A 22,600-nucleotide genomic window follows, 5' to 3' on the forward strand; every position below is an offset into this window, starting at 1 on the left:
AGGAGAATAGAGATACTACTGATAATCAACGCTAATCAACGACTGATTCGCATTACTAATATACTTCTATATTCAACAATATAAATAACATGCGATACTTCAGTAGAGTAATATCAACCTGTATTATTCATAATGCAGGTTAGAGGAAAATCCGGAGTTGTCAGTTTATCACTTTGTCACTTTGTATTTTTAGTTNNAATGCGTTATTTCCGCCCGAAGGTAAGGCTGGTTGGAAATACGCGAGTGGAAAGTAGTTAAGTGTCAGACTGATAGAGTGATATCGAAATACTTACATTTATTATAGAATAAAATATCTCCTGAAAAGTCAGATATAAGGGAAAAACCGGACGGGATAAGTCAACTATTTATAGGTAACAAGTCGACTACTTATAGGTAACAAGCGATCTACTTATAGGTAACAAGCGATCTACTTACAAGTAGTTAGTGTTCTACTTATAGATAATTAGTGTTTCATCCCTAAGCAACAGGCTCTTTCTGCATAAACAGCTTGTAAATATGCAATAATGTGCATAAATAGTGCATCATTATTCTTTGTTTATTCATCAAGTATTCTAAAAGATGAATTTATAAATCAAGGCGTGTTACGAAAAGCGGAATAATGCTATCATAATGAATGCAAATGACTATTATTTATTATCATTTAGATGTTTTCGCAAATTCTCAGCCTGCATTATTTATCGTAGTAGTCAGTAGTTAGTAGTTAGTAGTGGTTACTAACTACTAACTACTAACTTACTACTCCCCCGTCCCTTGTCTATACAAGAAATTTTAGAACGTGCTTTTAGGAACTCTCACTGAAAACACCTACATTTGTGCATCTTAATTAAAAGAACGAATGAAACGAACACTGATATGTATGTATGCGTTGGCTGCCATGACGCTGACCGCTGTGGCCCAACCGCGTTTCTCATCCAATATAGAGACCTGCAACCTCGGGCAGATAGAATGGAAACGTCCTGTTACCGTGCAGTATGTTATTACGAATACGGGCGATAAACCACTGATACTCAACAATGTAGAACCTTCCTGTGCCTGTTCCGTAGCACAATGGACTGAAACGCCCATAGCGCCCGGAGAGAAGGGTACAGTTACGGTAGAGTTCGATGCGGAAGCATTGGGGCATTTTGATAAGTCGGTTACCATATATAATAATGCGCAGCCCAACCTGGCTTACCTGTATTTTACGGGTGAGGTGATAAAAGAAGTGAAAGATTTTACGAAACCCTATCCCTACCTTATCGGTCAGATACGCATAGATAAGAATGAACTGGACTTTCCTGATACGCATCGTGGAGAGAAACCGGTTATACGGATAGGTGTTGTAAACCTGTCAGGCCGTTCTTATGAGCCGGTACTGATGCACCTGCCTTCTTATCTGGATATGAAGGTAGAACCAAATGTACTTCAGGAAGGAGAAAAAGGACTTATCACTTTGACACTGAACACTGAGAAACTGAATGACTTGGGATTAACGCAGGCTTCCGTCTACCTGTCGCGCTTCACCGGCGATAAGGTGAGCGATGAAAATGAAATTCCGCTTTCCGCCATCCTTCTACCTGACTTTTCCGAACTCTCTGATGCCGGCAAGGCGAATGCTCCTGTTGTCCGCCTCTCCGAAACAGATATTGATTTAAGTGTAATACCGGCAAACAAAAACCGGATTCAACATGATATACAACTTACCAATGCCGGGCGTTCGCCGTTGCATATAAGTAAGTTGCAGGTATTTAATCCTGCCGTGGGAGTGAATCTTAAAAAGAGTGTGCTGCGACCCGGTGAGACTACCCGCCTGCGGGTGACTGTAGATAAGAAATCAATTGTCAGGAAGAAGCGTCATCTGCGGATTCTGATGATTACAAATGACCCGGTGCAGCCGAAAGTGGAAATAAACATTAAAGCGGAATAATAGATAAGCGATTCAAAAGTTTAAGTCTACTATCCTCCATCCGTAGCTGACACAGATTCCGCGGATTTAATAAAAAACTAATCTGTGTTATCTGCGGAATCTGCGGATGAAAAATATCTTTTTGATAGTGTACTTTACTTTATAACACAGCCTCCCGGAGGAGTGAGTAGCCTGCTAAACAACTAATAAACCAGAATTAAATTATGGAACATCCGGAGAATAATAAAGAATATAAAGGATTAGTGGTCAATGCCGGCATTGAACAACCTTCGTCCGTCAATCCCTATCGTCGCCCGAAATCCAAGAAACGTGAGCTTTCCGTGGCGGAGTTTGTGGAAGGTATTGTAAAGGGAGATGTTACAGTTCTGAGCCAGGCGGTGACTCTGGTGGAAAGTGTGAAGCCCGAACATCAGGCAGTGGCACAGGAAGTCATTGAGAAGTGTCTGCCTTATTCGGGCAACTCTGTCCGCGTAGGCATCAGTGGTGTGCCGGGAGCGGGGAAGAGTACTTCTATTGATGTTTTCGGTCTGCATGTGTTGGAGAAATACGCCGGTAAACTGGCAGTACTTGCCATCGACCCCAGCAGTGAGCGCAGCAAAGGCAGCATCCTGGGCGATAAGACGCGTATGGAGAAGCTCTCTGTTCATCCCGATTCCTTCATTCGTCCCAGTCCATCAGCAGGTTCGCTGGGGGGAGTGGCGCGCAAGACGCGTGAGACGATTATTCTTTGCGAAGCGGCAGGCTTCGATAAGATATTTGTGGAGACAGTAGGCGTGGGGCAGAGCGAGACGGCTGTACATTCGATGGTCGATTTCTTCCTGCTTATCCAATTGGCAGGCACGGGCGATGAGTTGCAAGGCATCAAGCGTGGCATCATGGAGATGGCGGACGGTATCGTTATCAACAAGGCGGACGGTGACAATGTGGACCGTGCCAAGTTGGCTGCAACACAATTCCGCAATGCCTTGCATCTGTTTCCTGCACCCGATTCGGGATGGACTCCGCAAGTGATGACTTATTCCGGTTTCTATAACCTGGGAGTGAAGGAAATCTGGAATATGGTTTACGAGTACATTGCCTTTGTGAAGGAGAACGGTTACTTTGACTATCGCCGCAACGAGCAAAGCAAATACTGGATGTACGAAAGCATCAACGAACGCCTGCGCGACAGCTTCTATCATAATCCGGCTATAGAGGCGATGCTGACGGACAAGGAACTGCAAGTGCTGCAAGGTAAACTGACTTCTTTTGTAGCGGCAAAGGGGCTGCTTGATACGTATTTTGAAGAAATGAAGAAATAAGTAAACCAGAGATTATCACGTATATTTGTTTCTGATTAAAAGTAAGAACTATGGAACAACAAGCTAATTACATCCAGCGTATCGAGATACATGGATTGTGGGATCGGTATGACATTGCTTGGGATTTGCGTCCCGACGTGAATATTCTTTCCGGTATCAACGGAGTAGGAAAGACTACTATTCTCAATCGTTCCGTTCATTATCTGGAAGAGCTTTCGGGTGAGATAAAGAACGGAGAGATAGAGGGCGTACGAATTACCTTCGACCGTCCCGATGCTACTTACATTCCTTACGACGTGATCCGTAGTTACGACCGTCCGCTGATAATGGGAGACTTCACCGCACGTATGGCCGACCCGCACGTGAAGTCCGAACTCGACTGGCAACTCTACCTCTTGCAACGCCGCTACCTCGACTATCAGGTCAACATTGGCAACAAGATGATTGAACTCCTCTCCGGTGATGAGCAGCAACGCGCTCAAGCGGCTTCACTTTCGATACCTAAGCGGAAGTTCCAGGATATGATGGATCAACTCTTCAACTATACGCGCAAGACGATAGACCGCCGCAGCAACGAAATCATCTTCTATCAGGACGGCGAACGCCTCTTGCCCTACAAGCTCTCGTCCGGTGAGAAGCAGATGCTTATCATACTACTCACCGTGCTGGTGCGCGATGATACTCACTGTGTGCTCTTCATGGACGAGCCGGAAGCTTCGTTGCACATCGAGTGGCAACAGAAGCTCATCAGCATGATACGAGAACTGAACCCCAACGTGCAACTGATACTCACCACTCATTCCCCTGCCGTCATTATGGAAGGCTGGTTGGATGCGGTGACGGAGGTGAGTGATATATCCACGGTAGTTAGTGATTAGGGGTTAGTGATTAGTGATGAGCAGGCTGCGCTGTCATGCCGCATGGTGCTAATCCCTAATCACTCACCGCTAATCACTCACCGCTAATCACTCACCGCTAATCCCTAATCGCTTACCGCTAATTGCTTACTGCTAATCCCTAATCCCTAATCCCTAATCACTAATCCCTAATCACTAATCCCTAACCCCTCACCTCCGTGGCTACTTCTTTAAAACATAATCTTACTTCCGCCTATTTCGACGCTGCCAATAAACTCTATCCCAAGAAAGCCCGGCGACGCATTGTGGCTTACGTGGAAAGTTACGACGATGTAGCCTTCTGGCGCTCGTTACTGACTGAGTTTGAGACAGATGAGTATTACTTTCAGGTGATGTTACCCTCCGCCACTTCTCTTGCCAAGGGCAAGAAGATGGTACTGATGAACACGTTGAACACAGCCGAACTGGGTAAGAGCCTGATAGCCTGTGTAGATAGCGATTACGATTTTCTGTTGCAGGGCAAAACGAATGTATCCCGTAAGATAAACCGCAATCCCTATATATTCCAGACGTATGCTTACGCTATCGAGAACTTCCATTGTTATGCGGAGAGTTTGCATGAAGTCTGCGTACAGTCCACGCTGAACGACCGCAAACTGATAGACTTCCCCGTCTTCCTGAAGCAATATTCACAGATTATTTATCCACTCTTTCTGTGGAATATCTGGTTCTACCGCCGGCATGATACATATACTTTTCCAATGTACGACTTCAATACCTGCACCCATCTGAAAGATGTCAATGTCTACCATCCTGAACGGATGCTGGAACACGTGCAACATGCTGTGTCAAAGAAGCTCTCTGAGTTGCGCGGACGTTTTCCTCAGAATATCGAACTTGTGGATAATCTGGGTACGGAACTGGAAAAGCTGGGGCTGACCCCTGATACTACTTACCTTTATATACAGGGACACCACCTGATGGACAGTGTTGTGATAAAACTTCTTAATCCGGTTTGTACCGTGCTACGTCGCGAACGTGAACAGGAAATTAGACGTCTCGCCGCTCATAACGAACAGTATCACAACGAACTGACCAGTTACGAGAATAGTTTGACGAATGTAAACCTGATGTTGAAAAAGAATAGCGGATACAGGAATCTTTATCTGTATCAGTGGTTGAAAGAGGACGTAAGGAGGTTTTTGGAGAAAGAGAAGTGAAACAGAACTGCTTAACTCCTGATTTGTGTTATTTGTAAATAACGTTAAAAGAGCAAATACCCTGTATGTCTTAACATATAAAGTATTAACTTTGAAGAGTTAATTTTAAGGTTTCTTGTGAAGGGATGATAATGTCTTCCCAACAGGAGCGTACAATCAAAATAAAACTATCTTTTATTATGAAACACTTATTTCGTATGGCTGTTTTGTGTAGCCTTTTGTTCAGTTGTACAGATGAATTTACGGAGTTTTCCGAATTGAGCCGTGTCTCTCCTGAAGATTCGGAGATGGTCAGGATTTCCAAAGGCTTTCTGGAGGAAAATCGTAATGTTCTCTCTCTTCCCGTACTTGGGACTTCTTCGAGTGCCGGAATGTCTCGAACCCGTAGCTTACATTCTCTAAACTACTCCCCTCAAGCTGCGCCACTTTGGGGAAAAGCTATGGTCAAGCAACATGACGGTGTTGAAAATTTGTTTGTTCCCTTGACAAGACATGAAGAACTCCATTCCGTGGTAAGACTTCGTCAAGGCAACGATGTGAAATACCAATTCTCCAACACCAGTTCCAAATTGCTGGTTCGAAAACGGGGAGAGCAAGTCATGGCACATGTATTAACGTATATGCCCGACAGTCGGTATATAAGCAAACACCCTTCCCTGCTTGATACCTTGGGAATGGACTTCCGGGGTACGGACTATACAGGATTGCTGCTTGTATCTTCGCTGGGCGGAACGGTGTATCACGGGTATGTATATAAGGATGGAAACATAACACATCGCATTGCACCTGCCGCGCATGTCCATCATGATGACGGAGATGAAAACGGGCATGTATGCGATCACTCCCATGCCGATAATTCGGATTCCCATGTCGCTATGGAACTATTCAGCCCCGTCAAAGCGACAAGGGGAATTGGGGATAATTTTGATCTGCCGGGTACTGTGTGTAGTATCTGCGGAAAGTGGGTTGACGACTGTTCCTGTTGGACATGCGAAGGTTACTATATCTATTGCGATAGTTGCGGCATGCTCATGGGTTTTTGTATATGTTCTTCTCCCAACTTTTGTCCTCTTTGTGGGAAAGAGCCTTGTGTATGCTGGGATAATGGTCTCAAGTATTGTTTCGTATGTGGTTGCTCACCCTGCCAATGCTTTGGTGGTGAAGGGGATGATAAACCGGATGAAGGTGGAGGTGAAAGTGGTGGTGAAGGTGGTTCGAACGGGGATCAATCTTCCACTACAAATAATCCGGCAACGGAATTGTTCTACCAGTCGCCGTACAATGCAGAGTTGTGGGAAGAGGTAAACGAACTGCTTAAAGATATAATGGATGACTGCATGGGTGAATCCTTGTATACAGAGTTGTTGAGAAAAAACGGCAGGTTAAGCCTTGTTATTGACGAGAACCGGGGATATTCTTCTTTCGTAAATAATACTATTACATTGGGAGAAGTGGAAAGTGGGCAGTTGTTTCAGGAACTCTGGCATGCTTACCAGTACACGGGTGAGAGTGATGCTTCTTGGAATAAATCGTTTATTAACCAGGAAATAGAGGCGAACTATGCCATGTATCTTTATTTGAGTAAACAGGAAGGATATGAGGGGAGTAAGTGGGAAAGGGATTGGGCAGGAGCAGCACGGCTTGATGCAGTTGCAGGTTTAAAAATTTATTTGGATTCTAAGGGCAATCTGCTTCCGGATAAGACTAATACAGAATTGGATTTTGTCGTAAGTTCTGTCGCCTCTTTTTTTGAGTCGAGCCTCGGTTATGATGATCCCAATATCTATAAGTATGACTGGGAAAGGACAGGTTTGGATAATTTTAAAAATTTACGTGAATTAACTATAAATTGTATATGATGAAAATAATTAATTTTACTAGCTTATTAATTATAAATATCTTGTGTTGTGTTGAGTTATCGGCGCAGACTAACTATTATACCACTACAAAAACACTCTATCAGAGTGGATACACTTATCAGTGTGATGTGGTACAGGAAAGTAAAAAAGTGACATTGTATAACAAGGCGAATAACCTGACTTATACGGAACAAGTGTATAAAGCTACTGGTAAATTACCGCCATTGTTTGGTAATCCGCCTGATGTGGAAGATGACAATTGGACGCGACAGAAATGTAAACAGATAGTAAATAGTGCCTTTTCCGTTACTGAAAGACAAAGAGTGAATGGGCGTGTGTTTGGAATATTCATGTATATAAGTCCAGAAACCGGGAGGGTGATTGAAGTGAGATTTACTTTCACGAGTACGGATCCTTTCGCAACAATTCCCGTATCTGTATATCGCAAGATTGAAATGGATCTGAAAACTAATATCTGGTTTACACCTACAGCAGACGGAAAGAAACTGAATTATATTTGCCGGTTCTGGTATCAAGAAATCACTGCTCCATAAAGGGGTTTGTTATTCCCGATAGTCACTAAACTGTTGGGAATAACATTAAATTGTATCTATGAGGATAAAAGGTTTTATCGGTTTATTGCTTATATGCATCTTGTATTGTGTTGAATTATCAGCACAGACTAACTATTATACCACTACAAAAACACTCTATCAGAGTGGATACACTTATCAGTGTGACGTGGTACAGGAGAGTAAAAAAGTGACATTGTATAACAAGGTGAATAGCTTGACTTATACGGAACAAATGTATAAGGCTACCGGAAAATTACCGCCATTGCTTGGTAATCCGCCTGATGTGGTAGACGACAACTGGACACGCCAGAAATGTAAACAGATAGTAAACAGTGCTTTCTCCGCTACTGAACGACAAAGGGTGAATGGACGGGACTTTGGAATATTCATGTATATAAGTCCGGAAACAGGAAAAGTGATTGAAGTAAGATTTACTTTTACGAGTACGGGTAATCCTTTCGCAACAATTCCTGTATCTGTGTATCGTAAGATTGAAACGGATCTAAAAAATAATATATGGTTCACACCTACAGCAGACGGAAAGAAACTGAATTATATTTGTAGATTCTGGAGACAAGAAATCACCACCCCATAAAGAAACTCGTCATTTCCGATTATCACCAAGTTGTCGGGAGTGATATCAAATATCTATGAAACAAAGAACTTTATCAGTTTCGATACATTTATCAGATTATGAATACAGAACATAATATATACCAATTACACAAGATTGTCTTATTGTTGCCCGTGCTGTTGAGCATCCTGCTCCCAATGATGTGCGCTTACTATGAGTCAAGAGAATATAATGCAGCAGGTATATGTTTGTCTGTATATGTAGTCATACTGATTTATGCAATAACTTCGGCAAAGATAGTTTCCGTTTCTTCTACAGATATAGCCGTATTAGCTTTTTCGGTATATGTTTTACTTGATGACTACATCCGGATGAGAATAGCTGGAAGCTACTTGTTGGAAATAGGCCTCTTGCTGACAGCATATTTGGTTGGTAGATGGTGGGGTAGCGTTCAGGGAGGTTTCCGATTGTTTTTATATGGAATGATTCTGTCTGGTACTGTGCAATCGGTAATGGCAATCTTTCAATGCTTCGGTCTGCTTTTTTATAACCATCCGGCGTTTCCTGTGATAGGTAGTTTCTTCAATCCGGGAATGCTGGGCGGTTATGTATGTATTTCTCTTATTTCTGCTGCAGGACTGCTGCTGTATGCCCCACCACGGAATTTTTGCCTGAAACTTTTTTTGTATGTCTGTATCCTGTTGACCGGTATAGTCTGTATTTTGTCCGAATCAAGAGCTGCATGTGTTGCCGCTTTTGTTGCATTATTTTTTATAATAACATATAAATTGAGAATCAGACGGCTGTTCAAAGTAGCCGGTTTCATTGTCGCGCTGAGTTTGCTGGCTGTTCCTGTTTACATGTACAAACAAAAATCGGCTGACTCCAGATTGCTCATTTGGAAGGTTTGCTCGGAGTTGATATGCGAAAGTCCCCTGACAGGACACGGTGCAGATGCCGTAAAAAGAAACTACATGCCCCAATTAGCCGACTATTTGTCTCATTCTAATGGCTTGACAGACAAAATATTGGCCGCCGATAATACCTACGCGTTCAATGAGATAGTAAGGATAATGTGTGAATATGGATTGATAGGCATTATACTGTTGTGCATTATCTTGTATACATTGACAAAAGGCGTCAGGAATGAAGCGTGGAAAATCGGAAGTTTTTTATTACTTGGATATGGCATATTTTCTTTGTTCTCGTATCCGCGGGATTGCATGCCGCTTTTACTGTGGTTCCCTTTTTTGATAGGCATGTTGTCTGATAGGAAATTGTATTCCATAAAAGTGAATGTCAGGTTGAAAGTATTTTTTTTCCTGATTATTGCCGTATGTGCTGTTATCTCTGTCCGGCAATGGTATTATTACAGAAAACTGGATACCGCCTTGGTTGACTATTGTTGGAGAGGCACACATGGTGATTATTTGCAGAACGAGTATCCTTGTTTTGCCAAGCGAACAGATTTTGTCCTGAAATACGCACAAATCCTTTTAATGAAAGAAGAATCTAAAATAGCTATACCGGTTTTGGAACAAGCTACCCGGCTGTGTCCTACTACCGAGATTTATTGTAAATTAGGATTATTATACCAGCAGGCAGCTAATTGGGAGCAATCCGAACAACGTATCAGATATGCCGCTACCATGGTTCCCACTTATATTACACCGAAGTTTCTTCTTTTTAGACTTTATCTGCAAAGTGAACAGAAAAACAAAGCAGACAGTATTGCTCCGGAGATAATAGGTATGAAAGTGAAAATTGAGAACAAGGAGGTGAAACGCATGAAAGCGGAAGTACAAGACTACTTTAATAAATAAGCCGAAACTCCGCCCATACCGGCAGATGGTCACTATAGCCTGCCTGATACTTCATTCCGTAGAAAGTGCGGAAAGGTTGCTTTTCGCCGTATTTCTTGTCTTCTGCCAATAAGAAAGGCGGGCGGAAAATATCGGCTTCGCCTTCACTGGTATAGAGATTGGCGGAGGGTTGGAGGAGCGTGCCTGATACAATGATATGATCCAGCAATCCCCATTCTCCCTGATATTTGTAGCTGCCGAATTTCTTTTGTGTGGCGGCTTTACGGGCAAGTAAATGATAAAGACGCCGCGGTTGCAGGGCGCTTTTATCCTGAGGTGGCGCTTCTGCCGCCAGAATTTCTCGGATGGATTTGTTGCCGGGATAATCATTGAAATCTCCCATAATAAGAATCCGAGGGCGGAGACGTTGATGATAAACGCTGTCCGCCGCTGTTTTTAGTCGTTGGGCGGCAAGTAGACGGTAAGGCTCGCTTTCTTTGGCGCCGCTCGACCGGGATGGAAGATGAACGACAAATATATCCAAAGTATCTTTATCCAACAGTAAACCGGAAACATGGAGTATATCCCTTGTGGGATAAAAAGTCTTTTTGCCTGTTGTGCGGGGAATAGGGATACCCTGATGGGAAAGCAGTTTGAATAAACTTCGTTGGTAAAGCAGAGCTACATCTATTCCGCGTTCGTCGGGAGAATCGGTCATCACATAGCGGTATCCGGCTTCTCGAAGCGCCGAGCGACGGGTAAGGTCGCGCAACACGCTGTCGTTCTCTACTTCGCAAAGAGCGACGAGTGCAGGAGGTGTCCAACCGCCTACCGCTGTAATAACACGCGCAATGGCATCCAGTTTCCTTTTATATTTGCTGTAATTCCAGTGCCGCAGGGCATCAGGCAGAAATTCATAATCATTCTTTAGCGTATCATGCCGGTAATCAAATAAATTCTCAACGTTGTAGGTCATGACACGGAAAGAAAGGGTGTCTGTTCCGGTTTGTCCGTAAAGAAGGGAAAAAGGGAAAAACAAGAAGAGAACGGTGATGCTTTGTTGTATGTTCATTGAGCAGGGCGTTTATCTTAGAGTTTACAGAAATTTACTGTTCAACGCACGTGCATGTGCGTGCATATACAAAAACAAATCTACAAGAAGTCTATTCATTGCTAAAGGCGCTATTGGGCATCTTCATTTCCGGTAAGTTTCTCATAACATCCGGCGTCCGGCGCTGCGTCTTGCAGCCGTGAGTTGCCGTTTCTGTCTGTCGGATACATGTTTGCATCTTCTTTTCTCCCCAGATTTATAGCTTTGGATTTCTTTCCGAGATTGAAATTGTATTCCTGTTTTCCACTATCCATGAGAAGAAAATTATCATCTTTCTCCCACACCACGTTCACGATCCTGTCGTTTTCTTCCTCTGTCGAGTTGATGAGGCAATGAGAGAAATAATAATTGAAAGCGATGTTTTCATCTTTAGAATGGTTTCCGCTGATTTCATCCATACCCGAACCGGCAATAATGCAATTACGGAATATGGCGGAAGATAGTGGGTAGACCGTCTCGTCTTGTTCATTCCGTATTTGCAGGGCAACTCCTTTCCGCGTATTCCAACTGAAATAATTCGCCAATGTGCAATGAACGAACATATAATCTCCTCCTAACAGACTGACGCAATTCTCTCCCGCATTGCTGATTTCGCTATTTCCCACTACCGCCCGGCAGGCGGTCAGTTCCAGCGCATTGCCTGATGTCTGGCGGACAACCGAATGTTCCAACGTTAGTTTAAGCCGGTCTGTTGCCGAAGAATCACAGCGAATGCCGAAACTTCCTCCATGGATATCGGCGTAAACCAAATGATTTGCGTAGCTGGTATTGTAAAAACGAATGCCACCCCATTGTCCCGGCAGGCGGTCGTAAGGCAGGTAGGGGAATAGCCGGTCTGTGCGGTCTCCCCGGAAGACGACGGGCGCCGAAGGAGTGCCGTATGCTGATAAACGTCCATGTATCTGCATGCCGGCCTTGCCGTGGAAAAACAGGCGGGTTCCGGCAGCAAGGATCAGGTGGGCGTCCGGTGCAATGCTGATGCTGTCATATATCACTATTGGGCGTTCTGCGGTTATCAGTGTATCTCTCTCTATCACTTTTCCTCTGAAAGTAAGTGCATCCTGTGCAAATGCCCATAGCTTTATTTCCTGGCTGATTCCGTTTAGTTGAAAAAGGATTGAGTCTCTTACCAGTGTGGCGCTCACGTTATTTTGTGCCGGCAAAGTGGCTTCTACAAAGATAAACAGACTGTCCTCTGCGGCAATTTCCATATCAGTAAACCGGTTTCCCGGTACACCGTCCACGTTGATGCGGAAACCGGATTTTCCTGCATCGGCAAGAGTGATGGAAGAAATCATCAGCGCTTTCTTGTGAGGATTGTATATTTTCAATTGGCGGGTAGAGGTGGGAATACCTGTAAATACTGTGTCCATGCACAGTGTATCCTGTGAGAATTGAAGAATGTGCTTCGGGTCGGACGAATAATCTTCCATGTCGTCGCATGCCGTTATGGACAACAGAAAAATTATCGGGATAATATATATAATGTATGTGGCTTTTGATTTCATTCCGTTATCCGGTTTCTCTTAATAACGGCATTCCGATAACTTTATTATAGGTGAAGTTGCATTTATCATTGAAAATCGGTGATAAACGTAGTCTATAAATTTCATACCCGGGACTATTATGTTTTGCAAACATTATGTTCTTACAACATAATACCAACTAATTCTGACCATTTATTGATCTTTATAATTTAAAACAACTAATTATTTGTATGAATTCATTTCCCTGAAATATTCTAAGCAAATAGAAATCTGTCAGAACATTCCTAAATCTAAACCGATGTGCTCTATTTCCCAATATTCATCCAAAGCTATTGTATCCAGCAAAACCTCATGTTCGAAGTTAATCCTCATGCTACTGCATAATTGTTGGCCGATATGTTTTATCAGATTATAAAGGTAATGTCCTTTTATGTGCAGATAAACATTACTTTCTGTCAACCCCAGTTGCTCATAATACTGTTTTTCAAACTCAAAATCAAAGTCACTGCTTGATTTCAGTGGATCGAATCGTTTGAAGTCAGCCAGCATGCTGTCAGTCAACCTTACTCCATTATCAGGTATATCGGCACTTTTACATTCTTTTGGCAAGCATTTATTGAAAACCTTTTGATTAAATCTTTTTATTCTTTTCCGATCCATTGAAAGAAAAAGAAGAAATGGCTCATATACAGCAGAGGAATAACGTGCAAGGAAAACATTGAAATCAAACTTTGTTGCTGCTTCCGGACATTTTTCACTTAGTGTTTTTTGTAACCTCTTTGCAAAGCAGTAATGATTCTCCCATGAATAAGTATAGGTTTGATGTATATAATTCTTTGGATCTATATCGGCTTCTTCACGAAGGTGATGTAAATCACTATCTATACAAATAAAGAAATTCTCCGATAAGAATCCTTTGTATTTCATGCACTGAGTACACCCGCTGGTCTCATTTCCACTATCACTCTTACTATGATAGATATAGTAGTAATTCCCTTTACGATACTTTTGCAACAAAGTATCCCAAAACAGTTTATCTTCCTTATCTTCCAAGTGAACACAGGATTTATATTTCCTGTCGAGAATGGGAATGTTTGTGAAATATTCAGCCTGGGCTTCTATGTATGTTTGAGTCATAATTTTATTTCATGAGATCTTCCATATAGACAGCTTTATCTCCCCATCCGGAACTAAAAATACTCGGTGAATGGGTGGAAATAATAAACTGGCATTCAGGATTCAATTTACGTAGCATGTCTACGATTTCACGTTGCCATCTGATGTGTAGCGAAACCTCGGGTTCATCCATCAGCACGATTCCCGGTTGCTTTTCAAACAAGAACACTTTCAGTAAAATCAAAAGTAACTGTTTTTCTCCCGAAGAGAGTTGCTCCAAGCTAACAGTATGCTCTCCTTGATGAAATATAAAAGTACTGTTATTCCCTTTCTGTATGTCTATAGTTTTACCGGTATCGGAAAACATGGAATTAACAATCTTGAATAGTTCATCTATGTTTTTCTGAATCTCATTAGCCTTATCTTTATAATCAAGCATTTTCATGCGATAATTGAAAAAAGACAGACCTTCTTTATTTTGAAAGACAACATTGTTTAATTCTTGCATCAGAGGACTCTCCGTTTTGCGTTTGTCAAGTACGGGCGTGTCAAACGAACGAATATATACTACCGGATAAGCTTCTATAGGAAGTGGATTCCCTGTAATCTTTCCCTGAAATCTTTTAAGTTCCTTGGCATCTTCTTTATAATAGGCGTAAATCACATCAAGCAGAGTTGTTTTTCCACTCCCGTTAATACCTACTAAAATATTAACATCAGGATTCACATTCTCCCAATGCAGGTTCTTGAAGCCCCACAAGTTTTCTATGTCAAATGACGTTATATATGATTTCTTTCCTCTTTCCATATTGGGATTTATCTTTAGCATTGCAAAGAAACAAATTTATCCTCGTTTTTCCTAAAAGAAGCATGTTTTTGTTCCATGTTTATTAGCGTAAAGTCCTTATTCTAATTTTAATATCACATTTTGTCTTGCGCCAAGCAACATTAAAGGCAGAGGCTTTTTCTGTCCGTTCCATAAAAACAATGTATCTTCAATCTTTCTTTTCATATTGTTTTTATCGAAATCTATATATTTTTCATATTAAAAATATCGATGTAAATATACGATTCTATTTTTTGAAAGTCATCGGATAAGAAATCTTTCTTGATTTGGCTTTAACTCCTTAACTCCTAACAAAGTGATAACTCCTTTAACTACAGTATGAATAATACAGGTTAGTTCGAGACAAAGGTAGGAGCAAGATAGAAAAGAACCATGTAATGATGCTTACGTTCCAAAGCTTAGAATGTAGTTTCAACGGGATGAAACATTTAGTTCCAATGCAAAGAAACACTTCGTTTCTTAGTATTGGAACTAAATGTATTTCAGTCCGGAACGAAGTGTTTCAGCCTGTTGAAACTAAACGTTTCACTCGTTGAAACTAAACGTTCCACGCTTTGGAACAAAACGTTTGTCACGGTGAAACTAACCACCGTGCCTATGCCTGAAAGAGGCATGAACCGTACATGAAGGGGACATCAGTCGGAGAGAATCTGATAAAAACAGATGTGTGGCAGATACTTTATCTGCCACACATCTGCAACGGGTATCTGCAACGCTCCAATTTGTTCATTATCAGACGAATACGAGCAAAAAGGTGGCAGATGGCAGATAAAAATCGATTTTCAACTTTATGGAGGTAATTGCATAAGTTAAAAAATGAATTCAACGTTGGGAAACGGTTATTCTTTCACAGGGACATTCGCCAGAATATCCAGCAAGTGTTTCCAGAACTTATCTACTGTGGGAATAAGCATCCGTTCATCCGGCGAGTGTACTCCCTGCAACGTAGGGCCGAAAGAAATCATGTCCAGTGAAGGGTACTTGTCGAGGAACAAACCACATTCCAGTCCGGCATGAATGGCTTTCACCTGGGCATCTACCCCGAACAAACGCTTGTAGGATTCTTCGGCGATTTTCAATATCTCGGAGTTCGGGTTAGGCTTCCAGCCCGGATAACCGTCTCCGGAACTTACTTTGGCTCCACCCATATCGAAGACTGTGCGTACCATGGTTGCAATATCCTGTTTGGATGAGGCGATGGAACTGCGCTGGCTGGTTTCGATACGGATAATGTTGCCCGGCTTCATTTTGACGGATGCAAGGTTGGTGGAGGTTTCTACCAGTCCCGGAATATCTTGGCTCATGGCATAAACTCCGTGGGGTGCGGCGTAAAGGGTTTGAAGTAAGCGTTTGGTGGTATCCTTGTCAATGGCTTTTGTACATGTGTTTTCTGATCCCAGAAGAAGTTGCAAGTCGGGGTCGGCTACGGCATATTCAGCCTGTACTTCGGCGGCGAATATATTCAAATCCGCACGCAGGGCATGTTTGTCATTTTCCGGTATCGCGATAACGGCGTGTGCTTCACGGGCAATGGCATTGCGCAAGTTGCCGCCGTCTATTTCACAGAGATACATGTCGTAGTTCCGGAAAGTCCGGCTTAGGAAACGATTCAATATCTTATTGGCGTTACCACGTCCCAGATGAATGTCCGAACCGGAGTGTCCGCCTTTTAATCCCTTCACCTGCACCTTGCAGCAGAAATATCCGGCAGGAACATCCACCTTATTATATGTAAACTCCCCAACGGAGTCGATGCCTCCTGCGCAACCTATAAAGAGTTCGCCTTCATCTTCGGAGTCGAGATTCAGCAGGATATCTCCGCTTATGAAACCTTCTTTCAGGGCGAAAGCGCCTGTTAAGCCGGTTTCTTCGTCTACGGTGAACAGGCATTCCAGAGGGCCGTGCTGAATACTGTCGTCGGCAAGGATAGCCAGTTCCGTTGCAATACCGATACCGTTGTCGGCTCCCAGCGTAGTACCTTTGGCTTTCATCCACTCACCGTCAATCACGATTTCTATCGGGTCGGTAAGGAAGTCGTGCTGCACATCGTTATTCTTTTCGCATACCATGTCCGTGTGCGACTGCAAAACAACGGTCTTCCGGTTTTCCATCCCCGGGGTAGCCGCTTTCTTAATAACTACATTGCCGGCTTCGTCCACCCGCGTTTCTAAATTATGTTTCTCTCCGAATGCTTTCAGGTAAGCAATCATTTTCTCTTCCTTCTTCGAAGGGCGTGGCACTTGGCAGATTTCATTGAAATAATGAAATACGCCGGCCGGTTTCAGTTCATTCTTTTTCATGTTATTTCCTTTATGAATGTTTGTTTCTAACCTCTCATTGCTAAATATGGTTAAAATGATTAACTATTTAATTACTGTCCCTCTTTTTTTAGGGTAAAAGAAGCGGCTTAGTCCATACAAAGCCCTATATTTGCACCCATGAAAATTGCACGGTTCTGAAAGCAAAAGAGAATTTATTATCATTTTGCCGGAATGCAGCTTGTTTTCATGTTACAAAATTAGTGGAAATGCTTGATACAGTATTGATAACTTTGTTAATAGTTGCTATTTGTATTGCGTTATTGGGTGTGAAAGTCTTTTTCGTAAAAGGGGGGAAATTCCCTAACGGACATGTCAGTGGCAATAAAGCAATGCAGGAGAAAGGCATCGGGTGCATACAGTCGCAAGACCGGGAAGCACGGAAGAAATCCCGTTTCTCTATTGATGAACTGGAAAAAGCTTTAAGTGATGGTATGAATTAATAATTTAAAAACTATATATTTTACAAGTTATGAAGAGATTGAACTACCTCGTGAACGGTTTGGCTGCCCTTGCACTTATCGTTTTATTTTCTCAATGTGCAGGTAAAGCTGATAATCAAGCGGCAACTACGGCAGAACAAACAGCAAGTGGGCTATCTGAAATGAAAATAGCTTTTGTTGAAATAGATACGCTTCTGTCGCAATATAACTTCTGCGTGGACTTGAATGAAGCCATGGTGAAGAAGGGCGAAAATGTTCGTTTGACATTGAACCAGAAAGCCAGAGAACTGGAGAGGCAGAAACAGGATTTCCAGACGAAGTATCAGAACAATGCTTATCTTTCTTCGGAAAGAGCCGAGCAGGAATACAACCGTATCGCTAAACTGGAACAGGATTTGCAGAATTTGAGCAACAAGTTGCAGTCCGAACTGGTAAGTGAGAACGAAAAAAACAGTTTGCAGTTGCGCGACTCTATCAATGCTTTCGTGAAACAATATAATAAGACGAAAGGATACAGTATGATTATCAGCAATACCGGTTTTGATAACCTGTTGTATGCAGACAGTATCTATAACATAACCAAAGAAATCGTTGATGGATTGAACGCGAGATATTCTTCTCCCGCTAAGCAATAAAAAACAGTTTCTTAAGTAAAGCTCTCGTCCCCTTGCATTGCAGTTATTGTTGCAATGCAAGGGGACAATTGTTTTTATACCGGTGCAAGTTATAAAAACGTATCTTTCTTTTGAAGTATCCTCTCAAATTGCTCCTGCCGGGTTACTACCTGTTTCCACTCATGTTTTAATCTTCTATATTTGCTTTGTGATTTTAAATTTTGAAATAGAAAAACATGATGAAAAAGTTTTGTGTACTCTTGCTTTTATCCGTATCATTCTTTGCTTCGGCTAAAGAATATACCTTTTCACCCGAAGACATTCCGGCAATGAAACAATTGTTGGGCGGTGGGAATCTGAAACCGGGCGATGTAGTTATCCTGAAAGACGGCGCATACAACAATCTGGAAGAAATTCATTTTACGGGTCAGGGAGTCTTCGGTAAACCTGTTGTATGGAGAGCCGAGAATCCCGGAAAGGCTATCATCTCCGGCAGATTGAACCTGAAAGTGTATGGGGAATATTTGCAACTGGAAGACCTGTTCTTTTATAAAGCATGGGCAATACGGCATGATATGATTGATTTCCAAAAGGAACATGGAATTTATGCTTCAAACTGCCGCATGACCCGTTGTGTGATTGATGAATGTAACGACCCTCAGAAAGGTTCGCGCCCCCGGGAAGGAGATGAGTATTGGGTAGGATTGCGAGGTACGAATAACCGGATAGACCATTGTTACTTTGCCAACAAACGCGTAGGCGGGTTAGTGCTACAGGTTTGGCTACATGCCGACAGTCACTTAAATAATCATTTGATAGACCATAACTTCTTCGGCGAACGCCAACTTTATGGAGGCAATGGGGCGGAGATTATTCGTATCGGGCACTCCTGGTCGTCCCAGTTGGAATCCCGCACTATCGTTGAGGACAATGTGTTTTTCAGGTGTAACGGAGAAAATGAAATTATTTCCGTGAAGTCCTGTCACAATGTACTGCGCAGGAATCTGTTTTATGAGTCGGCAGGCGGGCTTGTTTGCCGTCATGGACATTATAATGTGATAGAATCGAATACATTTATCGGGCATAATCTTCGTGAGACTGCCGGTATCCGTATCATCAATCAAGGGCATACGGTTTATAATAATTATGTAAAAGATGTAAGATCATTCGGCTTGCTGGTGCGTGTGGGAGTCTATGAACGCCCTACGGCTGAGACAGACGTGAAGAAAGAACCGCTGACTTCATATCACCGGGTAGAGAATGTGGATATCGCTTATAATATATTCCTGAACAGTTCTTTGGAATTAGGAACGGGGCGTGGAGAGAAGATGCCCCGTAATGTCCGTTTTGCCCACAATCTGTTTGCCGGCCGAACTCCTGAATTGAAGATAGTGAGAACCGATGAAGTTCTTCCCGGCTTTTTGTTTTTGGATAACCAATGGGCATTTCCGGATAAAAATTCTCTGGCGACTGTTCCTTATGACCGGGTGCGGGCAGGATTTAAAACTGCGGAAATACCTGTAGGTTTAGAGAAAATGGAAAGAGAACGAGTTGATGCGTGTATCTTTGCAGCAGGACCATTGTGGTATGAAGCGCTGAAAGAGAATGTGAATTATATAGATATGCACCGCTAATCTGTCCCCCAATATGCACTCAGATATGAAATTCTTTTTATCGAAAATTTTGCCGGCTTCTTTGTTATTGGGAATACTCGGTACGAATTTGTACGCCGTAGAGTTATATCCCTGGCAATTAACCCGTGACTCTTTGTTGTTATTTGAAGGAACTACTTTTCGTTACACGGTAGATACTCCGGAGAATGAAGGATTGGTTTCCACTTTATTACCGGTAGCAGAACTGAAAGAACAATTAGTTCGCTCCGGTTCGGGCGCCTACCGTTGGTTTGCTTCTGACGGACAGGAAAAAACGGAAGGAACACCCGTGAACGGTGATTATCTACAATCATCTACTAAAAAACGTCTGCCTGTAGGAATACGCAAAGGAGCGTTGCCGCCCGTGATTAAACTGAACCGCACAACATTTACCGTAAAGACAGCAGGCAAGTTAATGCTTGACTTTTATGCCGGACAACGCAGTCCGATGACTACTGTAAGAATCCGCATTCCGGAGGGCATTGATGTAACATTGGATAACACGACGGTAAACGTAATCGGACGCGGAGAGGTGATTTTGCGTGATTTGCCCAAACAGTCTATCGGACGTACAGGAACCAACTATTCGTATAGTAAAGTAGGTGACGTTGAAATTCATAAAGAAGGAAAACACGGTAGCCTGTTAGTCTTTAAGAATCTGGATTTCCGCCCTTCCAATGGTCCTGATATACAGCTTCATATCAATGGTGTGGCATTGCCGGAGAAAGGGAATTATACGTTTGAGGCCGATTACGTGACTTCTGAACCCGAAGTTCTTTATAGTCCGGTGGCTACTGCAACTCTTGAAGGGGTGGCGACTGTTGCTGATTTCACCCGGAATGCTTTACGTGCATTTACCTGTAAAAAAGACTGGAACCTGTCGTCTGCCTCGTTCTATTGGACAGCTCCCCGCAATGCGGAATCGGTAACTTTGTTGCAATCCGGAGATAAAGGGAAAACCTGGAATCCTGCAAAAGCAGAAATATTGCCGGATGATGACTTTGCCACAGCTTCCCGCTTAAGCCCCAATCAGTTGTATGCTTTTAAACTGTTGGTAAAGGGTGGCGATAATCCGGGTGAATCGAATGTAGTTTGGTACTATTCCGGTCTTCAGGATGTAAAGAACGCAGGTGTAAAAGGCGATGGAATAGCAGACGATACGGAGGCTATTAATAAAGCGATTGAGGAGGTGAACAGAATCGGAGGAGGAATCTTACGGTTTACTGCCGGTAACTATAACGTGAGGACAATTCATCTTCTAAGCAATGTATGGTTGCACCTGGATGCCGATGCCGTAATTCAGGGACTTCCGAATGGTGATGCCCCCGAAACCACTTGGTTTAGCGACCGGGCTTATCGTTCGGGGCTTTCTCCAACCGACCCGCGCCCTTATTCCGACCCGGAGAATTATCTGACCAAACAAGATGTAGGACATACATTTTTCCGCAATGCCATGTTTTTCGGTGAACGTATTGACAATGTGAAGATTGTCGGTACGGGACGCATTACGGGCAACGGTCATCTCGTAACTTCCGACAAGGTTATGAATAATGCACCCGACAAGCGCTGTGATAAGATGTTCTCCCTGAAACTATGTACCAATATCGAAATAGGAGGATGGCACACGGGCAAGGATATGTGGTATGACCCGCAGAAAGACGAGCCTTATTATATGGAAGCGGACAATCAGAGAAACTATGACGTCAGCAATATGCTGCGTATAGACCAGGGAGGGCATTTTGTTCTGCTGGCTACGGGTACGGATGGAATTCATGTACATGACACTTATTTTGGCGGACACGATACACGGAACGCCCGTGATATTTATGATTTCATGGCTTGCAGTGACGTGACGGTGACGAATATTTATTCCCGTGTCAGTTCTGATGATATTGTGAAGCCCGGTTCGGATTGTTCGTTAGGCTTTACGCGTCCGGCACGTAACTACATGGTGCGTAATATCGTGGGTGATACAAATTGCAATCTGTTCCAGATTGGTTCGGAAACGGCAGATGATATTCAGGATTTGTATGTGGACAATATCTATGTATTGGGCGCCAACAAAGCCGGTTTTTCCATTTCCACTAATGATGGGGGACATATAAAGAATGTCTACCTGAACAGTGGAAAAACAGGCGCGATACATTCCCGTTCGGTGATGCGCCGCACACGTGCTCCGTTCTTTATTTCCATTTCCAACAGAGGACGCGTATTAGGTGCAGATGTAGCTTCGTTTACTTTTACGGAGAATGGCAGTGTCCGTAAGGAGTTGCTGGTTACCAATTCCGACATAGGGCAGGTGGAGAATATTGTGATTTACGGGGTAGATATAGACGAAGTATATGGAGGAAGTTCTTTCCGCGGTGGTCGTTGGAAGGCATACGATGGTTCTCAAAACAAGGCGACTCCTATCATTGCGGGTTTCAAATTGCCGGATACGGCGGATGTAGAGGGGGAACTAACCTTTCGTCTGCCGAATGGCTTGCATACGGGATACATAAAGAATGCGCAGTTCCATGATGTGAATCTTCTTGTGAAGGGAGGACATCCTTCGGAAGATGCGGAGGCTTGTCCGCCTGAGATTGGAGTGGGACGCTATAACGTGGGCGATTTGAAAACCCAACCTTCTTTCGGTTTCTGGGCGCGCCATGTAAAAGGTTTCGTATTGGATAACTGTAGAATCAATACCGAACAGAAAGACGGGCGTTATGCGGTGGTGCTGGATGATGTTATCGGTGCGGAGATAAAAGGCTTGCAGGTGGAAGAAGGTATTACGGAGAAGGAGAAGGTGAAAACTATCCGGAGTAAAGACGTTAATATTAAATGACTCAAGTTTCGCATGTTTTATGTTGTTAATAATCAGTTGTATCTCTATTAATAATCAGTAGTATCTCTAT

17 protein-coding genes are annotated in these 22,600 nt (G+C 42.9%); 12 read left to right on the top strand and 5 right to left on the bottom strand.

Annotated elements, in window-relative coordinates; genetic code table 11:
• Window positions 1-856: 856 nt before the first annotated feature.
• The 8 genes from B2Z67_RS08570 to B2Z67_RS08605 all read left to right on the top strand — a co-directional run bounded on the left by B2Z67_RS08570 (window position 857) and on the right by B2Z67_RS08605 (window position 10,136).
• Window positions 857-1,927: a DUF1573 domain-containing protein gene (locus tag B2Z67_RS08570; protein ID WP_291529409.1), complete on the top strand. Its 1,071-nt coding sequence runs from the start codon at window positions 857-859 to the stop codon at window positions 1,925-1,927.
• Between the two features lie 203 nt (window positions 1,928-2,130).
• Window positions 2,131-3,228 carry a methylmalonyl Co-A mutase-associated GTPase MeaB gene (gene meaB / locus B2Z67_RS08575; RefSeq protein ID WP_291529410.1) on the top strand — a complete coding sequence of 366 codons (1,098 nt, stop codon included), beginning with the start codon at window positions 2,131-2,133 and terminating at the stop codon, window positions 3,226-3,228.
• 50 nt (window positions 3,229-3,278) lie between these two features.
• A complete protein-coding gene (locus B2Z67_RS08580; RefSeq protein ID WP_291529411.1) occupies window positions 3,279-4,106 on the top strand; it encodes an AAA family ATPase in 828 nt (275 codons plus the stop codon).
• A 197-nt stretch (window positions 4,107-4,303) separates the two neighbouring features.
• Entirely contained in the window at window positions 4,304-5,305 is a 1,002-nt protein-coding gene (locus B2Z67_RS08585) for a DUF4435 domain-containing protein (protein WP_291529412.1), read from the top strand.
• A 179-nt stretch (window positions 5,306-5,484) separates the two neighbouring features.
• Window positions 5,485-7,164, top strand: coding sequence for a hypothetical protein (locus B2Z67_RS08590; RefSeq protein ID WP_291529413.1), 1,680 nt, complete (start codon window positions 5,485-5,487; stop codon window positions 7,162-7,164).
• Window positions 7,161-7,718 carry a DUF5043 domain-containing protein gene (locus tag B2Z67_RS08595; protein ID WP_291529414.1) on the top strand — a complete coding sequence of 186 codons (558 nt, stop codon included), beginning with the start codon at window positions 7,161-7,163 and terminating at the stop codon, window positions 7,716-7,718. Before B2Z67_RS08590 ends, B2Z67_RS08595 begins: the two co-directional genes overlap by 4 nt.
• A gap of 58 nt (window positions 7,719-7,776) precedes the next feature.
• Entirely contained in the window at window positions 7,777-8,334 is a 558-nt protein-coding gene (locus B2Z67_RS08600; protein ID WP_291529415.1) for a DUF5043 domain-containing protein, read from the top strand.
• Window positions 8,335-8,432: 98 nt separating this feature from the next.
• Window positions 8,433-10,136: an O-antigen ligase family protein gene (locus B2Z67_RS08605; protein ID WP_291529416.1), complete on the top strand. Its 1,704-nt coding sequence runs from the start codon at window positions 8,433-8,435 to the stop codon at window positions 10,134-10,136.
• On the opposite strand, the gene B2Z67_RS08610 is transcribed toward B2Z67_RS08605, so the two are convergent.
• The 5 genes from B2Z67_RS08610 to B2Z67_RS08630 all read right to left on the bottom strand — a co-directional run bounded on the left by B2Z67_RS08610 (window position 10,126) and on the right by B2Z67_RS08630 (window position 16,976).
• Window positions 10,126-11,187 (bottom strand): endonuclease/exonuclease/phosphatase family protein, encoded by a 1,062-nt coding sequence (locus B2Z67_RS08610; RefSeq protein WP_291529417.1) that lies wholly within the window; start codon window positions 11,185-11,187, stop codon window positions 10,126-10,128. The two genes, B2Z67_RS08605 and B2Z67_RS08610, sit on opposite strands and share 11 nt — an antisense overlap.
• A gap of 110 nt (window positions 11,188-11,297) precedes the next feature.
• On the bottom strand, window positions 11,298-12,734 hold the full coding sequence (locus tag B2Z67_RS08615; protein ID WP_291529418.1) for a choice-of-anchor Q domain-containing protein: 1,437 nt from the start codon (window positions 12,732-12,734) through the stop codon (window positions 11,298-11,300).
• Between the two features lie 252 nt (window positions 12,735-12,986).
• Window positions 12,987-13,850, bottom strand: a complete 864-nt coding sequence (locus tag B2Z67_RS08620; protein WP_291529419.1) for a DUF4435 domain-containing protein — start codon at window positions 13,848-13,850, stop codon at window positions 12,987-12,989.
• 4 nt (window positions 13,851-13,854) lie between these two features.
• Window positions 13,855-14,637 (bottom strand): AAA family ATPase, encoded by a 783-nt coding sequence (locus B2Z67_RS08625; protein WP_291529420.1) that lies wholly within the window; start codon window positions 14,635-14,637, stop codon window positions 13,855-13,857.
• Between the two features lie 878 nt (window positions 14,638-15,515).
• Window positions 15,516-16,976: an aminoacyl-histidine dipeptidase gene (locus B2Z67_RS08630; protein WP_291529421.1), complete on the bottom strand. Its 1,461-nt coding sequence runs from the start codon at window positions 16,974-16,976 to the stop codon at window positions 15,516-15,518.
• Window positions 16,977-17,203: 227 nt separating this feature from the next.
• Here B2Z67_RS08630 and B2Z67_RS08635 point away from each other — a divergent pair, with 227 nt between their 5' ends.
• The 4 genes from B2Z67_RS08635 to B2Z67_RS08650 all read left to right on the top strand — a co-directional run bounded on the left by B2Z67_RS08635 (window position 17,204) and on the right by B2Z67_RS08650 (window position 22,530).
• Window positions 17,204-17,437, top strand: a complete 234-nt coding sequence (locus B2Z67_RS08635) for a hypothetical protein (protein WP_291529422.1) — start codon at window positions 17,204-17,206, stop codon at window positions 17,435-17,437.
• A 29-nt stretch (window positions 17,438-17,466) separates the two neighbouring features.
• Complete coding sequence (locus tag B2Z67_RS08640) at window positions 17,467-18,072, top strand: OmpH family outer membrane protein (protein ID WP_291529423.1); 606 nt, start codon at window positions 17,467-17,469, stop codon at window positions 18,070-18,072.
• Between the two features lie 215 nt (window positions 18,073-18,287).
• Window positions 18,288-19,685, top strand: a complete 1,398-nt coding sequence (locus tag B2Z67_RS08645) for a polysaccharide lyase 6 family protein (RefSeq protein ID WP_349677269.1) — start codon at window positions 18,288-18,290, stop codon at window positions 19,683-19,685.
• A 25-nt stretch (window positions 19,686-19,710) separates the two neighbouring features.
• Window positions 19,711-22,530 (top strand): glycosyl hydrolase family 28-related protein, encoded by a 2,820-nt coding sequence (locus B2Z67_RS08650; RefSeq protein WP_291529425.1) that lies wholly within the window; start codon window positions 19,711-19,713, stop codon window positions 22,528-22,530.
• Window positions 22,531-22,600: the final 70 nt, after the last annotated feature.

It is taken from the genome of Bacteroides sp. UBA939, assembly GCF_002293435.1.
Taxonomy (GTDB): Bacteria; Bacteroidota; Bacteroidia; order Bacteroidales; family Bacteroidaceae; genus Bacteroides.

Excerpts from the sequence above, each read along its gene's own strand:
- B2Z67_RS08650 (WP_291529425.1), top strand. The coding sequence starts at position 19,711 with ATGAAATTCTTTTTATCGAAAATTTTGCCGGCTTCTTTGTTATTGGGA.
- B2Z67_RS08635 (WP_291529422.1), top strand. The coding sequence starts at position 17,204 with ATGCTTGATACAGTATTGATAACTTTGTTAATAGTTGCTATTTGTATT.
- B2Z67_RS08610 (WP_291529417.1), bottom strand. The coding sequence starts at position 11,187 with ATGAACATACAACAAAGCATCACCGTTCTCTTCTTGTTTTTCCCTTTT.
- B2Z67_RS08615 (WP_291529418.1), bottom strand. The coding sequence starts at position 12,734 with ATGAAATCAAAAGCCACATACATTATATATATTATCCCGATAATTTTT.
- B2Z67_RS08630 (WP_291529421.1), bottom strand. The coding sequence starts at position 16,976 with ATGAAAAAGAATGAACTGAAACCGGCCGGCGTATTTCATTATTTCAAT.
- B2Z67_RS08605 (WP_291529416.1), top strand. The coding sequence starts at position 8,433 with ATGAATACAGAACATAATATATACCAATTACACAAGATTGTCTTATTG.
- B2Z67_RS08640 (WP_291529423.1), top strand. The coding sequence starts at position 17,467 with ATGAAGAGATTGAACTACCTCGTGAACGGTTTGGCTGCCCTTGCACTT.
- B2Z67_RS08570 (WP_291529409.1), top strand. The coding sequence starts at position 857 with ATGAAACGAACACTGATATGTATGTATGCGTTGGCTGCCATGACGCTG.
- B2Z67_RS08645 (WP_349677269.1), top strand. The coding sequence starts at position 18,288 with ATGATGAAAAAGTTTTGTGTACTCTTGCTTTTATCCGTATCATTCTTT.
- B2Z67_RS08625 (WP_291529420.1), bottom strand. The coding sequence starts at position 14,637 with ATGGAAAGAGGAAAGAAATCATATATAACGTCATTTGACATAGAAAAC.
- meaB (WP_291529410.1), top strand. The coding sequence starts at position 2,131 with ATGGAACATCCGGAGAATAATAAAGAATATAAAGGATTAGTGGTCAAT.
- B2Z67_RS08595 (WP_291529414.1), top strand. The coding sequence starts at position 7,161 with ATGATGAAAATAATTAATTTTACTAGCTTATTAATTATAAATATCTTG.
- B2Z67_RS08600 (WP_291529415.1), top strand. The coding sequence starts at position 7,777 with ATGAGGATAAAAGGTTTTATCGGTTTATTGCTTATATGCATCTTGTAT.
- B2Z67_RS08620 (WP_291529419.1), bottom strand. The coding sequence starts at position 13,850 with ATGACTCAAACATACATAGAAGCCCAGGCTGAATATTTCACAAACATT.
- B2Z67_RS08580 (WP_291529411.1), top strand. The coding sequence starts at position 3,279 with ATGGAACAACAAGCTAATTACATCCAGCGTATCGAGATACATGGATTG.
- B2Z67_RS08590 (WP_291529413.1), top strand. The coding sequence starts at position 5,485 with ATGAAACACTTATTTCGTATGGCTGTTTTGTGTAGCCTTTTGTTCAGT.